The sequence below is a fragment of the Pontibacter actiniarum genome (genome assembly GCF_003585765.1).
Lineage (GTDB): Bacteria > Bacteroidota > Bacteroidia > Cytophagales > Hymenobacteraceae > Pontibacter > Pontibacter actiniarum.
The window spans coordinates 330,926-345,722 of sequence record NZ_CP021235.1 but is presented as its reverse complement, the minus strand read 5'-3'; the positions used below and the strand labels follow the sequence as shown (position 1 = coordinate 345,722).

The 14,797-nt window shown below is 53.1% G+C and carries 11 protein-coding genes, 1 tRNA gene and 1 rRNA gene; 4 read left to right on the top strand and 9 right to left on the bottom strand.

Features of this window, described 5'->3' with window-relative positions; all coding sequences use genetic code 11:
• Window positions 1-61: 61 nt before the first annotated feature.
• The 5 genes from CA264_RS01455 to CA264_RS01430 form a co-directional block, all read right to left on the bottom strand.
• Window positions 62-1,583 (bottom strand): 16S ribosomal RNA (locus CA264_RS01455).
• 809 nt (window positions 1,584-2,392) lie between these two features.
• Window positions 2,393-3,676, bottom strand: coding sequence for an adenylosuccinate synthase (locus tag CA264_RS01445; RefSeq protein WP_025604042.1), 1,284 nt, complete (start codon window positions 3,674-3,676; stop codon window positions 2,393-2,395).
• Window positions 3,677-3,684: 8 nt separating this feature from the next.
• Window positions 3,685-4,035, bottom strand: a complete 351-nt coding sequence (locus CA264_RS01440; protein ID WP_025604041.1) for an STAS domain-containing protein — start codon at window positions 4,033-4,035, stop codon at window positions 3,685-3,687.
• On the bottom strand, window positions 4,013-4,507 hold the full coding sequence (locus tag CA264_RS01435) for a Fur family transcriptional regulator (RefSeq protein ID WP_025604040.1): 495 nt from the start codon (window positions 4,505-4,507) through the stop codon (window positions 4,013-4,015). The genes CA264_RS01440 and CA264_RS01435 overlap by 23 nt, the downstream gene beginning before the upstream one ends.
• Window positions 4,508-4,534: 27 nt before the next feature.
• Window positions 4,535-6,727, bottom strand: coding sequence for a RelA/SpoT family protein (locus CA264_RS01430; protein ID WP_025604039.1), 2,193 nt, complete (start codon window positions 6,725-6,727; stop codon window positions 4,535-4,537).
• Window positions 6,728-6,975: 248 nt separating this feature from the next.
• On the opposite strand from CA264_RS01430, the gene CA264_RS01425 reads away from it, so the two are divergent.
• The 4 genes from CA264_RS01425 (at window position 6,976) to clpX (ending at window position 10,827) form a co-directional block, all read left to right on the top strand.
• Window positions 6,976-7,057, top strand: a tRNA-Leu gene (locus CA264_RS01425).
• 82 nt (window positions 7,058-7,139) lie between these two features.
• Window positions 7,140-8,462, top strand: a complete 1,323-nt coding sequence (tig, locus tag CA264_RS01420; protein WP_025604038.1) for a trigger factor — start codon at window positions 7,140-7,142, stop codon at window positions 8,460-8,462.
• A 91-nt stretch (window positions 8,463-8,553) separates the two neighbouring features.
• Window positions 8,554-9,252 carry a ClpP family protease gene (locus CA264_RS01415; protein ID WP_025604037.1) on the top strand — a complete coding sequence of 233 codons (699 nt, stop codon included), beginning with the start codon at window positions 8,554-8,556 and terminating at the stop codon, window positions 9,250-9,252.
• A gap of 351 nt (window positions 9,253-9,603) precedes the next feature.
• Window positions 9,604-10,827: an ATP-dependent Clp protease ATP-binding subunit ClpX gene (clpX, locus tag CA264_RS01410; protein WP_025604036.1), complete on the top strand. Its 1,224-nt coding sequence runs from the start codon at window positions 9,604-9,606 to the stop codon at window positions 10,825-10,827.
• A 401-nt stretch (window positions 10,828-11,228) separates the two neighbouring features.
• Here clpX and lpxB read toward each other — a convergent pair whose 3' ends face one another.
• The 4 genes from lpxB to CA264_RS01390 all read right to left on the bottom strand — a co-directional run bounded on the left by lpxB (window position 11,229) and on the right by CA264_RS01390 (window position 14,744).
• Window positions 11,229-12,350 carry a lipid-A-disaccharide synthase gene (lpxB, locus tag CA264_RS01405; RefSeq protein ID WP_025604035.1) on the bottom strand — a complete coding sequence of 374 codons (1,122 nt, stop codon included), beginning with the start codon at window positions 12,348-12,350 and terminating at the stop codon, window positions 11,229-11,231.
• A 73-nt stretch (window positions 12,351-12,423) separates the two neighbouring features.
• Window positions 12,424-12,846 (bottom strand): 6-pyruvoyl trahydropterin synthase family protein, encoded by a 423-nt coding sequence (locus CA264_RS01400; RefSeq protein ID WP_025604034.1) that lies wholly within the window; start codon window positions 12,844-12,846, stop codon window positions 12,424-12,426.
• Window positions 12,847-13,857, bottom strand: coding sequence for a FecCD family ABC transporter permease (locus tag CA264_RS01395; RefSeq protein ID WP_237151160.1), 1,011 nt, complete (start codon window positions 13,855-13,857; stop codon window positions 12,847-12,849). It lies immediately after the preceding gene.
• Window positions 13,854-14,744 carry an ABC transporter substrate-binding protein gene (locus CA264_RS01390; protein ID WP_237151159.1) on the bottom strand — a complete coding sequence of 297 codons (891 nt, stop codon included), beginning with the start codon at window positions 14,742-14,744 and terminating at the stop codon, window positions 13,854-13,856. Before CA264_RS01390 ends, CA264_RS01395 begins: the two co-directional genes overlap by 4 nt.
• Between the last annotated feature and the right edge of the window lie 53 nt (window positions 14,745-14,797).

The window sequence follows — 14,797 nt, the reverse complement described above, 5'->3', positions numbered from 1 at the left end:
TTGAGCAATTGCCGAGACAGACGTTAACGTAAGCCTTAGGGGAGCCGAGGGCCGTCCCTAGAAAGGAGGTGATCCAGCCGCACCTTCCGGTACGGCTACCTTGTTACGACTTAGCCCCAGTTACCAGTTTTACCCTAGACGGCTCCTTTGAGGTCACCGGCTTCAGGTCTCCCTGACTTCCATGGCTTGACGGGCGGTGTGTACAAGGCCCGGGAACGTATTCACCGCGTCGTTGCTGATACGCGATTACTAGCGATTCCGGCTTCACGGAGTCGAGTTGCAGACTCCGATCCGAACTGAGACCGGCTTTTTGAGATTGGCGCCCCATCGCTGGGTGGCAACCCTCTGTACCGGCCATTGTAGCACGTGTGTAGCCCTAGGCGTAAGGGCCATGATGACCTGACGTCGTCCCCGCCTTCCTCGCTCCTTGCGGAGGCAGTCTCTCCAGAGTCCCCACCATGATGTGCTGGCAACTGAAGATAGGGGTTGCGCTCGTTGCGGGACTTAACCCAACACCTCACGGCACGAGCTGACGACGGCCATGCAGCACCTTGCTTTGTGCCCCGAAGGGAGGCTCCATCTCTGGAGCGGTCACGCGCATTCTAGCCTAGGTAAGGTTCCTCGCGTATCATCGAATTAAACCACATGCTCCACCGCTTGTGCGGGCCCCCGTCAATTCCTTTGAGTTTCACCCTTGCGGGCGTACTCCCCAGGTGGATGACTTAACGCTTTCGCTTGGACGCTGACAGTGTATCGCCAACATCGAGTCATCATCGTTTACGGCGTGGACTACCAGGGTATCTAATCCTGTTCGCTCCCCACGCTTTCGTGCCTCAGCGTCAGTTTCGGCCCAGCGAGCTGCCTACGCAATCGGGGTTCTTGGCGGTATCTAAGCATTTCACCGCTACACCGCCAGTTCCGCCCGCCTCGACCGAACTCAAGCCCGCCAGTATCAACGGCAGTTCCACGGTTGAGCCGTGGGATTTCACCGCTGACTTAACGGGCCGCCTACGCACCCTTTAAACCCAATAAATCCGGACAACGCTTGCACCCTCCGTATTACCGCGGCTGCTGGCACGGAGTTAGCCGGTGCTTATTCGCATGGTACCGTCAGTTACCCCCGCAGGGGCGTTTTCTTCCCATACAAAAGCAGTTTACAACCCAGAAGGCCTTCTTCCTGCACGCGGCATGGCTGGGTCAGCCTCTCGGCCATTGCCCAATATTCCCTACTGCTGCCTCCCGTAGGAGTCTGGTCCGTGTCTCAGTACCAGTGTGGGGGACCATCCTCTCAGAACCCCTAGCCATCGTAGCCATGGTGGGCCGTTACCCCGCCATCTAGCTAATGGCACGCATGCCCATCTTCCACCGCCGAAGCTTTTACCACGGTCGGATGCCCTCTCGTGGTCACATGCGGTATTAATCCGGATTTCTCCGGGCTATCCCCCTGTGGAAGGTAGGTTGCATACGCGTTACGCACCCGTGCGCCACTAACCAGGTCCCCGAAGGAACCTGATCCGTTCGACTTGCATGTATTAGGCCTGCCGCTAGCGTTCATCCTGAGCCAGGATCAAACTCTCCATTGTAAGAATATGCTTCCTGCGGCATAAAACCGCAAAATGTGTCTGTCCGACCCCGGCTCCCCTTGTGTCTGGCCCCCGAGGGGGCCGCAAGGTCTTACCTTAATTTCTGTCTCAAGCAATCTCTCAAAGAACTTTCCGAGGACCTGTTGTCCTCGCTTGCCGTCCTGCGACGTTATCTTCCTTTCTTTCCTCTTTCCCCTTCAGAGCCGTTCGCTCCGTGGCGGGGTGCAAAGGTAGCGGCTTTATTTCGAACCGCAAAACTTTTTTTGAACTTTATTTTCCCGGCCTCCGTAGCGCGGCTCGCGTTGGAAGCGGCTGCAAAGGTAAGGGGAAACTTCCGGAAAACAAGAAAAACTTTCTTTCTTTTTCTCTCCCCGGCCCGTCCCTCCAAAGGGGCGGAAGCCGGTGGCCGTCTCCTTCCGAGGCGGGCTGCAAAGGTAAGCAAAGCTTTCCGTTCCGCAAGGCCCCGGCCAAGTTTTTTTTTCAGTCTCTCTTTCTCCGCCGGGGGCCCAAAACCGCGGCCGCAGCCTGTGTTAGCGTCCCCCCTTCTCTCCCGTCCCTGCTGAACCGGGATGCAAAAGTAGCAAACTTTCCCCGGCCCGCAAGCGCATGCCGCCAAATAAAACCGCAAAATACGCAACAGCCTGGAGCTGAAGGGGATTATTTTCGCCCGTTCCCCGAAAGGGCCGCCCGGCGCTCGGAAAGATCCCGGCACGGCCTCCCCCCTCTCCCCCGGAAGCAAAGCAAGAGGGGCCCGCAGCTTATGCCACGGGCCCCTCCTGCTTTGATCGCTCAGGCTTCTGCTGTGCTACCTATGCGTTTATTGCTTCTCTTTTGAGTGTGCTCTTTCTGTCTGGCCCTACTGATACAATAGTAATAGGCACTTGCAGGTGCTTCTCCAGGAAAGTTAAGTAGTTGTTAAACGCCTCCGGCAGTTCATCAACCGATTCAATCTTATTCAGATCTACTTTCCATCCTGGCAGCGTTTCGTATACAGGCTCCAGTTCTCCCGCCTCCATGGAGTGCGGCACTCTGTCTGTAATCTCACCTGATGGCAACTTGTAGTGCGTGCAAACACTTATAGTATCAAACTCCGTCAGCACGTCCGCTTTCATCATGTTCAGCTGTGTTACGCCATTTAGCATGATGCTGTACTTCAGGCTAGGCAGGTCTACCCATCCGCAACGGCGCGGGCGGCCTGTAGTTGAGCCGAACTCACGCCCGGCTTGTCTGATCTCCTCCCCTACTTCATCCAGAAGCTCTGTCGGGAAAGGCCCACTGCCTACACGCGTGCAGTACGCTTTAAATATACCGTAGACTTCACCTATGTACTTTGGTGCCACGCCCAGGCCCGTGCAGGCGCCTGCCACCACAGTGCTGGAAGACGTAACATATGGATACGTGCCAAAGTCCACATCCAGTAACGCTCCCTGTGCTCCCTCTGCCAAGATGCGCTTTCCGCTCTGGATGGCATCGTTGATCATGTACTCAGAGTCGATCAGCTTCAGGGTGCGCAGGTATGCCACGGCATCAAAGAAGTCCTGCTCCTGGTCGCCCAACTCCAGCTCTTTTCCATAGAACTCCACCGCCTGGCGATGGCGGCTTACCAGGTTGTTGTAGCGGTCCTGGAAGTCATCTGCCAGGATATCGCCCACCCGTAAACCTACACGGCCAATCTTGTCCTGGTAGGTTGGGCCAATGCCTTTTAAAGTAGAGCCGATCTTGCCGGTCCCCAGTGCTTCTTCTGATACACGGTCCAGCGCTTTGTGCGACGGAAGTATAAGAGACGCCTTTTTAGAAATGTACAGGTTGTTGGCAGCGTCTACCCCGCGGTCCTTCAGTTTCTGCATTTCGGTACGGAACACGATTGGATCGAGCACCACACCGTTTCCGATGATGTTTTGGATATGCGGATGGAAGATACCGGAAGGGATCTGGTGCAGCACGTGCTTCGTGCCTTCGAACTCTAATGTATGCCCTGCGTTCGGGCCTCCCTGGAAACGGGCTACAATATCATAGGTCGGAGCCAGTACGTCAACGATTTTGCCTTTGCCCTCGTCGCCCCACTGCAGCCCTATTAAAATGTCAACTGCCATTTAAGTATTTAATATGTTGATTCCTTTAAGAATTGCGCTGCGAAGTCGTCGTTCTCAGCGATCGTAAAGATAGCGTTCAGCTTTGTTACGATCAAAAGCTTGCGGATATGGTCGGATGGCTTAATCAGTACCAGCTCGCCGCCGCGGTTTCGGAACTTCGTCAGCAAAGACACCAGCACTCCCATGCCGCTGCTGTCCATGAAACGCACGTTAGACAGATCCACGGCACAGAGCAGCACCTTGCCATCGTACAGTCCGTCCACGCCGTCAATCAACTGCTGCGTGTCTGTGCCTGCAATCAGGTCGCCCTCCAGCCGGATAAAGAGGATGTCCTCCTTAAGTTCTGTCTGATACTTCATGCTTTGGTTCCTCTGTCGCTTTTTTTGCGCGGCAATCGCCGCAGACACCATATAGGTTCAGGGAGTGATGCAAGATATGAAAATTTAACAGCTCCCCCACCATCGTCTGTATATTATGGATGCGCGGATCGCAGAACTCCACTACCTTGTGGCACTCGGTGCAGATCACGTGGTCGTGCTGGCGGTAACCGTACGATTTCTCGTACTGCGCCAGGTTACGCCCAAACTGGTGCTTGCTCACCAGGTCGTTCTCTACCAGCAGGTCGAGCGTGTTATACACAGTGGCCCGGCTCACGCGGTAGTTCTTGTTCTTCATGCTGATGTAGAGAGACTCCACATCAAAATGCCCGTCACGGGAGTAGATCTCCTCTAAAATGGCATACCGCTCAGGTGTTTTACGCAAACCTTTGCTTTCTAAGTACGCCGTGAAGATCTTTTTTACCTCTTCAAATTTAATATGATCTAATGCCATTATCTATAGTGTATATATAGCCCTCTCTTAATCGAAACGCTCTACGGTAAGTATACCGTGGACCCTGCCCATGCGCTGGATGAGCTTGTCGAGGTGGCCGGTGTCGTTTACAAAAACCATGATGTTCCCTTCAAAGATACCGTCGTTGGAGTCGATGGTGATGGAACGCATGTTCACTTTCAAGCTGGTCGAGATCACCTTCGTCAGGTCGTTTACCAAGCCAACGCGGTCGGTGCCCTTGATGCGGATCCCCACCAGGAAGGCCAGCTCCTTCTGCTCTGTCCACTTCGCCTTGATAATGCGGTTCCCGTAGTTGGACATCAGCTCCATGGCGCGCTTGCAGCTGGTGCGGTGTATCTCAATGCCATCGTCCTCCGTCTGAAAACCGAACACATCGTCTCCCGGAATAGGGTTGCAGCACTTCGACATGCTGTACTCCCAGTTGGAGGTGGTTTCGCCGATCACCAGCATATCCGAGTTCACGCCCCGTATCTTCTGCACCTCCTTGTCAAAGGACTTGAGGTCGAGCATGGAGCTGCCTTTATCGGCAGAGGCCGTAAAGATCACCTGCTTGATGTTCTTGATGTCGATATGCCCGGTGGCGACTCTATAATACAGGTCCTGCAGCGTCGGCGTGTTAAAGAAGGCCTGGAGCTTGTTGAGGTTCTGCTGCGTGTCCGGCACCTCCAGCAGTTGCAGCCTCGCCTCCAACATGGCTTTGCCTTGCTCCGCTTTGTTCTTCCGCTCCTCCCGCAGGGCATCCTTAATGCGCGTGCGGGCTTTGGAGGTTACCACGTACTGCAGCCACTCCTCGTTCGGCTTTTGCTTCTGCGAGGTCAGGATCTCCACCTGGTCCCCGTTTTTCAGCTTATAGCTGAGCGGCACCAGTTTCTGGTTTACCTTGGCCCCGAGGCACTGCAGCCCGATCTGGGAGTGTATCTCAAAGGCAAAGTCCAGGGCGGTGGATTTATCAGGAAGTATAATGAGTTCGCCTTTCGGTGTAAACACAAACACCTCCTCCACGAAAAGGTTTTTGCGGAACTCGTCCATGAACTCCAGCGCGTTGGAGTTATTGGTCTCCAGCATGTCGCGCACCTTGTTTATCCACTGCTCCAGGCCCGACTCCGCCGAGGCAGCGCCCTCTGTTTTATACTTCCAGTGGGCAGCATAGCCGCGCTCGGCAATCTCGTCCATACGCTTGGTGCGGATCTGCACCTCCACCCACTGGCCCGATTTGCTCATCACCGTCGTGTGCAGGGATTCGTAACCGTTTGCCTTCGGGGTGTTCACCCAGTCGCGCAGGCGGTCGGGGTTGGGCTGGTAAAAGTCTGTTATAATAGAGTACACCTGCCAGCAAGCCGCCTTCTCGTTCTCCAGCGGCACATCCAAAATGATCCGGATCGCGAACAGGTCGTAGATTTCATCAAAGGTGATGTTCTGCTTCTTTATCTTTTTAAGGATGGAGTAGATGGATTTTGGCCTGCCCTTAATGTTGAACTTAAAGCCATACTTGTTCAGCTCGTCCTCTATCGGGTGGATAAAGTCTTTGATGAACTTGTTGCGGGCGCTGCGCGTCTGGCGGATCTTGTTGGAGATGTCCTTGTATATATCCGTGTCAGTGTACTTCAGGTACAGGTCCTCCAGCTCCGACTTAATGGCGTACAAGCCCAGGCGGTGCGCCAGCGGGGCGTACAGGTACATGGTTTCGGAGGCGATCTTGAGCTGCTTGTGGCGCGGCATGCTGTCCAGCGTGCGCATGTTGTGCAGGCGGTCGGCCAGCTTGATCAGTATCACGCGCACGTCATCGCTCAGCGTGAGCAGCATCTTGCGGAAGTTCTCCGCCTGCTGCGAGGTGCCGTAGTCGAAAACGCCCGAGATCTTGGTAAGCCCCTCTATGATCCGGGCCACGCTCGGGCCGAACTCCCGCTCGATATCGGCCGTCTCCAGTTCGGTGTCCTCCACCACGTCGTGCAGCAGCGCCGCCACAATGGAGGTAGTGCCAAGGCCAATCTCCTCCACGGCGATCTGCGCCACGGCCAGCGGGTGCAGGATGTATGGCTCCCCGGATTTGCGGCGCATGTCTTTGTGCGCCTCCAGCGAGGTGTTGAACGCTTTTTTGATAATCTTGGCGTCATTGTCCTTCAGGAAAGGCTTCGCATAGCGGAGGAGCCTTCTGTAGTGCCGTAGTATCTCTTTGCGTTCTGTTTCTAGATCGATCATTTTAAACAACTATAATATAGTGTGGCTACCCCTTATGCGGCGCACACTATAAGTATAAATAACATGGCTGCTTTATAAGTTTCAAATATAACTGATTATAAGATGCAACCAATACCATTGCCCCAAAGCAACCATGCAGGCGCCGCTATATGCAAACCGAAAAATATTTGAGAAAATTTGAACCGTGGTATTGCATTTATAAAAACGTTGCTTACCTTTGCATCACTATTACAAACAAGCACACTCAAGCGGATGTGGCGAAATTGGTAGACGCACTAGACTTAGGATCTAGCGCTGCGAGGCATGGGGGTTCGAGTCCCTCCATCCGCACAGAACAACATGAACCCTCAACATACCCTGTTGGGGGTTTGTTTTTAGTAGGTATTTCTAAAATCTTAAATTTTTATAAGCCTTGAATATTACATTAAACCAAACCGACAGCACCAATGCGCAACTGAAGGTGGTACTGGAAGAGGCGGACTACGCACCGAAAGTAGACCAGCAGGTAAAAGAATACAGCAAAAAAGCCCAGATTAAAGGCTTCAGACCTGGCAAAGTACCTGCGGGGCTTGTAAAGAAAATGTACGGCAAGAGCATCCTGGTGGAGCAGATCAACAAGACGCTTCAGGAGGAGATCTCTAAGTACCTCCGTGAAAACGACGTGAAACTGCTGGGCGAGCCCCTTCCGGAGCCAGACCAGGAGCAGATTGACTGGGATAACCAAAAGACATTTGAGTTCAACTACGCCGTAGGTCTGCTACCAGACTTCAACCTTCCGCTGGATAAAAGCGTAGAGGGCTACAAAGTTGAGCTGGACCAGAAAACTATCGACGAGGCTTACGAAAACCTGAAGCGCCAGTTCGGCAAAACAGCCAACCCGGAGACGTCTGAGCAAGGCGACTTTATCTCAGGTGAGCTGAAGCAGGTAGACGGCGAGTTCCAGTCGAAGACACTGATCCCGACAAACCGTGTTGTAGAAGGACAGGATAAGTTCACAGGTGTGAAAGCCGACGACGTTATCCGTTTCGATATCCGTAAAACTTTCGGCGATGACAACGCTGCCCTGGCCCACGTAACCGGCCTGAGCAAAGAAGCTGTGGCTGACCTGAACGGCGAGTTCGAGTTTACTGTAGAGAAAATCAACCGCACAGAGCCTGCTGAACTGAACCAGGAGCTTTTCGACAAGCTTTTCGGTAAAGACGAGGTGAAGACAGAGGAAGAGTTTGACGCCAAGATCCGTGAGACAATCATGGAGAACTATGAGCGTGAGGCCGACAACCTGATCTACCGCGAAATCATCGACACCCTGGTGGACAACGTAGAGGTAGAGCTTCCTACAGCGTTCTTCAAGCGTTGGATTCAGGTGACAAACGAAGGCAAGCTGACTGAAGAGCAGATCGAAGAGAACTTCGACAAGTATGTGCGCGAGCTGAAGTGGTCCATGATCAAGAACAAGGTGGTTGAGGAGAACGAGCTGAAAGTGACGAACGAAGAAGTAGTGGAAGCTACCAAAGAGAAGATGCTGGCGCAGTTCAACATGCCGGAAGTACCTGAAGAACTGAAAGAAAGCATGAACAACTATGCTCAGCAGTATCTGCAGCAGGACAACGGCCGTAACTACATTAATGAGTACGAGCAGCTGCTGGCCGAGAAGGTGCTCGCTAAACTAAAAGAGCAGATGACTGTTGTGGAGAAAACCATCTCCTCAGAGGACTTCAGAAATATGTCGCTCTAATAAAAGCGCATACATATAACTTACTAAAAAAGTCCTTCGAAATTAGAAGGACTTTTTTATTTTTGAGTAAACCGTAAACCTAAACAACATGATGTTTAACAAAGACGAGTTCCGAAAATTTGCCGTAAAGGGCCAGGGCATGAGTAGCCTGGGCGTAGACCAATATATACACCACGTGGAAGGCAGAGCCATGCACAACATCGAAAGCATGACACGCTCCGTAATTGAGGAACGCCCGACCAACTTCCGTGAGATTGACGTGTTCTCCCGCCTGATCATGGACCGCATTATTTTCCTGGGCACGCAGGTGGATGACTTCATCGCCAACATTATCACGGCGCAGCTGCTGTTCCTGGAGTCTGCCGATGCGAAGAAAGATATCCTGCTGTACATCAACAGCCCGGGAGGCTCGGTATACGCCGGCCTCGGCATTTATGATACTATGCAGTACGTAAGCCCAGATGTGGCAACGATCTGCACAGGTCTGGCTGCCTCTATGGGTGCGGTGCTGTTGGCCGGTGGCGCAAAGAACAAGCGCTCTGCCCTGCCACACGCCCGTATCATGATTCACCAGCCAATGGGCGGCGCGCAAGGCCAGGCATCTGATATTGAGATCACTGCCCGCGAGATCCTGAAGCTAAAGAAAGAGCTGTACGAGATCCTTGCCGACCACTCAGGCAAGTCTTACCAGGAAGTGTACGACAACTCTGACCGTGACTACTGGATGCGTGCCGAAGAGGCCAAAGAGTACGGCCTGATCGACGAGGTGCTTACGCGCAAGACTAGCTAAGGCTTAATATATTATAGCTTACAAAAACCCGCTCCGGCCTACCGGAGCGGGTTTTTAGCTTCCAGATTGCACTTAATTGGGTAGCCTGCAGTAGCCTTGGGTTGGCTTGCATGCGTTATAGCTAAAAAACTTATCCACATACCACTGTGGATACATTCAAAGCATAAATCACTTAGAACAAGCCAATTACCTAAAAATAGTAAAATATTTATCTTAAAATAAATACCCCGTTTCCTGGAGTGCATCCACATTGGCTCCAAAAGTTTTCTATCAGTTTAACTCTTCAATTTTGTACCTTTGCTTTACACATCTGAAAAAGATGCGTAAACTACTCTGGATCAATCGTTTCTTATGGCAGAAATTACGTGCTCATTTTGCGGCAAAAACAAGAAGGATGTATCGGTGATGATCTCCGGTATCAACGCGCACATCTGTGACCGTTGTATCGGACAGGCGCAGCAGATATTGAACGAGGAGAACAAGATTCGCGCAAGCAGTCGCGCTCCCAAGTTCAACCTGATGAAGCCGAAGGAAATGAAAACTTACCTCGACCAGTTTGTGGTTGGGCAGGACGAGGCCAAGAAGGTGATGTCGGTGGCGGTGTATAACCACTATAAGCGCCTGATGCAACAGCCGACGGAAGATGATGTGGTGATTGAGAAATCCAACATCATTATGGTGGGCGAAACGGGTACCGGTAAGACGTACCTGGCCCGTATGATGGCCGGCATCCTGCAGGTTCCTTTCTGTATCGCCGACGCAACCGTATTAACCGAAGCCGGTTATGTAGGCGAGGATGTGGAAAGCATACTTACCCGCCTGCTACAGGCCGCCGACTATAATGTGGAGGCTGCAGAACGCGGCATCGTCTACATCGATGAAATAGACAAGATCGCCCGCAAGAGCGATAACCCGTCCATCACGCGTGATGTGAGCGGCGAGGGTGTACAGCAGGCCCTGCTGAAACTGCTGGAAGGAACCTCTGTAAACGTACCACCGCAGGGCGGGCGCAAGCACCCGGAGCAGAAGATGATTACGGTGAACACCGAGAACATCCTGTTTATCTGCGGCGGCGCATTCGTAGGCATCGACAGACTGATCAAAAACCGCCTGAACACCCGGCCTATCGGCTTCTCTAAGTCTAAGCTGGATGACATGGAGGAAAACGAGAACTTCCTGAAGTACCTGACTGCTCAGGACCTGAAGAACTTCGGTCTGATTCCGGAGCTGATCGGTCGATTGCCGGTAGCCACACACCTGAACCCGCTGGACAAAGAGACGCTACGCCTTATTCTGCTGGAGCCGAAGAACTCTATCGTGAAGCAGTATAAGCGTTTGTTTGAAATGGAAAACATCAACCTTTCCTTCGACGAAAGCGCTCTGGAATACATTGTGGAGAAAGCGGCGGAATATAAACTGGGAGCCCGTGGCCTGCGCTCTATCTGCGAAGGCATCATGACAGACGCCATGTTTGAGCTTCCATCCGAAGAGGGCACCAAAGAGCTGGTTATTACCGGCGACTATGCCCGCGACAAGTTTGAGAAATCAGGATTAAAGCAACTGAAAGTTGCTTAACGACAGACGCACACACAGTTTGGAAGTAGCCTGAAACGGTACTCCATAAAAGATAAAAAGCCCCGGCCTTAAAGCCGGGGCTTTTCGTTTTAAAGTACCCTATGTGCAAGCGCAACAGGTATAAAAACCACCAACATGCTCCACATGCCCTTAGCTGCCTGTGAGGAGGCAGCGGCCCCTACAGTAGTAAAAGCCTCTGACGCGTTGCTCTCCCAAAAAAAAAGCTACCTGCTCAACGGGAAAGGGCATTAGCTTTTGACTCACGCACACAAGTGTGGCACAGAGTTGTTTACAGGTATGGCTTTACGCGGTAGGCTTACAACGGCGCCTTTACCTGACAGGCCATAACGCAAAAAGTCCTGGCGTGGGGCCAGGACTTTCCGTTGCTGTACTAAGCAATGCTATACTTTCTCTTCCTTCAGATAGTGCACCATCAGTTCGGCGGCGCGCTCGGCAGTGCGAAACTCCCCTATCTTTTTGCGCACAAGGGCATATCCCTCCTGCTGCTTCTGCATAAAGTGCCTGTCAAAGAGAATCCGCTTCAACTCCGCCACAATCTGTTTTGCCGTAAACTCGTCCTGAATTAACTCTGTTACCACCGGCTTGTTGGCAATGAGGTTCACCAGCGAAATATAAGGCACTTTGATAACCATTTTCCCGATGTTGTAGGAAATGGCGCTCGTTTTATAGCACACGACCTGCGGCACCCCGAACAAGGCCGTCTCCAGTGTGGCTGTACCCGATGTTACCAATGCGGCTTTGGCATGGGCAAGCAGGTCATAGGTCTGGTCGTAGATGATCTTGATGTTTGGGTCCTTGTTGTACTGCTCGTAGTACTCTTTCGAAAAATTGCTTACCCCGGCCACCACAAACTGGTAGTCGCGGAAGTTGGGCAGCACACTGAGCATGACGTGCAGCATGTTCTCAATTTCCTGCCGGCGGCTCCCCGGAAGTATGGCAATGATCGGCTTGTTATTGTAGAGCTTGTTTTTTGCCCGGAAGTCATTGCTCGCCACATGGTCCGTTACGGAGTCGTTTACAGGGTTGCCCACATAATCTACCTTATAGTCGAAGCGCGCGTAAAAGTCCTCCTCAAACGGCATGATCACGAACATGCGGTCCACTACCTTTTTGATGCCATGCACGCGCCCCTGGTTCCAGGCCCAGATTTTAGGGGAGATGTAATAAAACACCTTCATCCCCTGCTTTTTGGCGAAGCGGGCAATGCGCATGTTAAACCCGGCATAATCCACCAGGATAACAACATCCGGCTGGTAGCGTTTGATATCCGCTTTAGCCTCGCTCAGGAAGCCCATGATCTTGCGCAGGCTTTTAAAGACCTCGGCAAACCCCATAAAAGCCATCTCCTGGTAATGGCGCACGAGTTCCATCCCGGCAGCCTGCATCATATCGCCTCCCCAGCCTCTAATCTGCGCATCCGGGTCTTGTTTGTGGAGCTGCTTGATGAGGTTAGACGCGTGCAGGTCGCCGGAGCGCTCCCCGGCTATGATGTAATATTTCATGGGTATTTTTCTTTTGGAGCTAGTAAGTAAAGTCAGCTACGGCAGCAGTGTAAGAACGCCGCCGCACCCAAACTTATTCTCCGAAGTACTCTACGTAGTTGCGCGGGGTTTCATACAGCTTCAGGCTGTGTAGCGCAGCAATGTTGTTTGATATTTCGCGGACGCGCGGCTCCAGAATCTTCCAGAACTCCACCACCAGGTTTTCGGTGCTGGCCAGTTTATCCTCCATAAAAGACACATCCAGGTTCAGGTTCTTATGGTCCACCTTCTCAATGATGTGGGTGCGGATGAGTGTGCTGAGCTTTTTCAGGTCAATCACAAAGCCTGTGTCCGGGTCGGGCTTTCCCTTCACCGTCACGATCAGCTCATAGTTGTGCCCATGCCAGTTGGTGTTGGCGCACGGCCCGAAAACCTCCTTATTCTTTGCCAACGACCAGTTCGGGTTGAATAGCTTATGAGCGGCGTTGAAGTGCTCTAACCTGCTAACGTAAATCATTTATCCTCTAAAATTGTAATTCTTTCTGAACAGCAAATATACAAAGAAAGGAACACCAAAGAACGAAGTAATGATTCCAATAGGCAGCCCGGCGGGCGGATAAATAATTCTGGAGAGTAAATCGCAGAGCAGCATAAACAAACCGCCCACAAAAGCGCAGAAAAGCAGGTTGGAGCGGCCTGTGGTACCCAGCAGCCCGCGCGTGATATGCGGAATAATCAACCCCACAAAACCAATGGGCCCGGAGGTGGCCACCGCAAAGCCCGTTACCACCGACACAGTGCCCAGGATAACCCAGCGCGTTTGCGCCACCCGGATGCCTAACGCCTGCGCCCGCTCCTCCCCTAGTAGCAGCACATTCAGCTGCTTCTGGTAAAACGCAAACACCACCAGGGCCACTGCCAGCGCCACCGTAGGGTAAGGCACCAGGTTCCAGCTGGCACGCTCAAAGCTCCCCATCGACCAGAAAATAACCGACTTCAGCTTGCCCTCCGAATCCGACAAAAAGGTGAGCAGCCCTACTATGGCCGTTACAAGCGAGCTAAGTGCGATGCCTCCCAAAAGCAGTTGCGAGGGGATGATCTGGCCCTTCCGATAGCCCAGCAGCACCACCACCAGGGTTACCAGGAAGGCTCCGGCCAGGGCAAAAACCGGCGGCAAGTAAAAGCCAGCCACGGCAATGGGCACAAAGCCGAAAAAAACGACGACGGCCCCCAGCGAGGCCCCCGCAGCCGTGCCCAGCAGGTATGGGTCGGCGAGGCCGTTATTTACCATGGCCTGCATCAGGTATCCGCAGAAAGCAAGCGACGCCCCAACCACAAGTGCAAGTACAAGCCGTGGCAGGCGCAGGTGCAGTATGGCAAACTGCGTGGTGTCTGCCGGGTTGTAGTGCATGAACGCGTTGAATACGGTTGCGATGCCGGTATCGAAAGAGCCGACCTGCAGCCCCAGCACCAGCACCACCAAAATCAGCAGCAGGGCAAGTATAAAGTATGAGACGCGCCGCATCATGGGTACAGGAAGCCCTCCAGCTCCCGCAGCGACTCCACCACTCTCGGGTTTGGCCGCGACATTAGGTCATCCGTCGGTTTGTAGATCCGGTTGTTCTGGTAAGCCTTGATTTTCCGCAGCTCCGGGTAAAGGCTGAAAAACTTCTCCTCCATCTCCTCCTTTGTGCCGCCCAGCAGCACGTCGGGGTTTAGCTTTAAGATGTACTCCCGCGTGAGTGCGGGGTAAGGCTGCTCAAAGGTTTCTTTTACGGCGTTCTCAGCCCCTAAAATGCGGAGCTTATCTGTAAGAATGGTGTTCTGCCCGTGCACATAGATCGGGTCGGTCCAGGTGATGGCCAGGACTTGCAGCGGCTTTTGCTCCTGCTGGTGCCGCTTCTTCAGCACTGCCACCTCCTGGCGCAGCGAATCCGTCAGCTGCTTTGCCTGCTCCTCGCGCCCCATAATGCGGCCAATGTCCTCCAGGCCGGTCAGCACATCCTCCACCGACTCATACTTCTGGTAGTACAGCGGCACCCCCAGCTCCTCCAGCCGCTCGGCCACCTCCATTGGTGTAATGCCCTCCACCGAAAACACCAGGTCCGGCTTCAGGGCCAGCACCTGCTCATAGTCTACCGGGTAATTGCTCACCACCGGCTTTTGCAGCACGGCGGCAGGATAATCATCCTGAGGCGTACGCGCTACAATAGTGCTGGTGTCGAGCACGGCAAACAGCATTTCGGTTAGGGAGGAGGCAAAGGAGAAGACCCGCTCCGGCTGCCTCTGCAGCGTCAGCTCGCGGCCCAGGTCATCGTGCAGTACCAGGCTCTCCTGCACTTTCTGCTCCTGCTGGCCGCACGAGAAGAAAAACAGGCAAAGAAACGTATGAAGTATCAGTCGTATATTTTTCACAGTAACAGATGGTGCCGCCGTCGCGCAGGTGGCTCGGTTTATTTTTGTAAATT

Excerpts from the sequence above, each read along its gene's own strand:
- CA264_RS01445 (WP_025604042.1), bottom strand. The coding sequence starts at position 3,676 with ATGGCAGTTGACATTTTAATAGGGCTGCAGTGGGGCGACGAGGGCAAA.
- CA264_RS01440 (WP_025604041.1), bottom strand. The coding sequence starts at position 4,035 with ATGAAGTATCAGACAGAACTTAAGGAGGACATCCTCTTTATCCGGCTG.
- CA264_RS01435 (WP_025604040.1), bottom strand. The coding sequence starts at position 4,507 with ATGGCATTAGATCATATTAAATTTGAAGAGGTAAAAAAGATCTTCACG.
- CA264_RS01430 (WP_025604039.1), bottom strand. The coding sequence starts at position 6,727 with ATGATCGATCTAGAAACAGAACGCAAAGAGATACTACGGCACTACAGA.
- CA264_RS01415 (WP_025604037.1), top strand. The coding sequence starts at position 8,554 with ATGTTTAACAAAGACGAGTTCCGAAAATTTGCCGTAAAGGGCCAGGGC.
- clpX (WP_025604036.1), top strand. The coding sequence starts at position 9,604 with ATGGCAGAAATTACGTGCTCATTTTGCGGCAAAAACAAGAAGGATGTA.
- lpxB (WP_025604035.1), bottom strand. The coding sequence starts at position 12,350 with ATGAAATATTACATCATAGCCGGGGAGCGCTCCGGCGACCTGCACGCG.
- CA264_RS01400 (WP_025604034.1), bottom strand. The coding sequence starts at position 12,846 with ATGATTTACGTTAGCAGGTTAGAGCACTTCAACGCCGCTCATAAGCTA.
- CA264_RS01395 (WP_237151160.1), bottom strand. The coding sequence starts at position 13,857 with ATGATGCGGCGCGTCTCATACTTTATACTTGCCCTGCTGCTGATTTTG.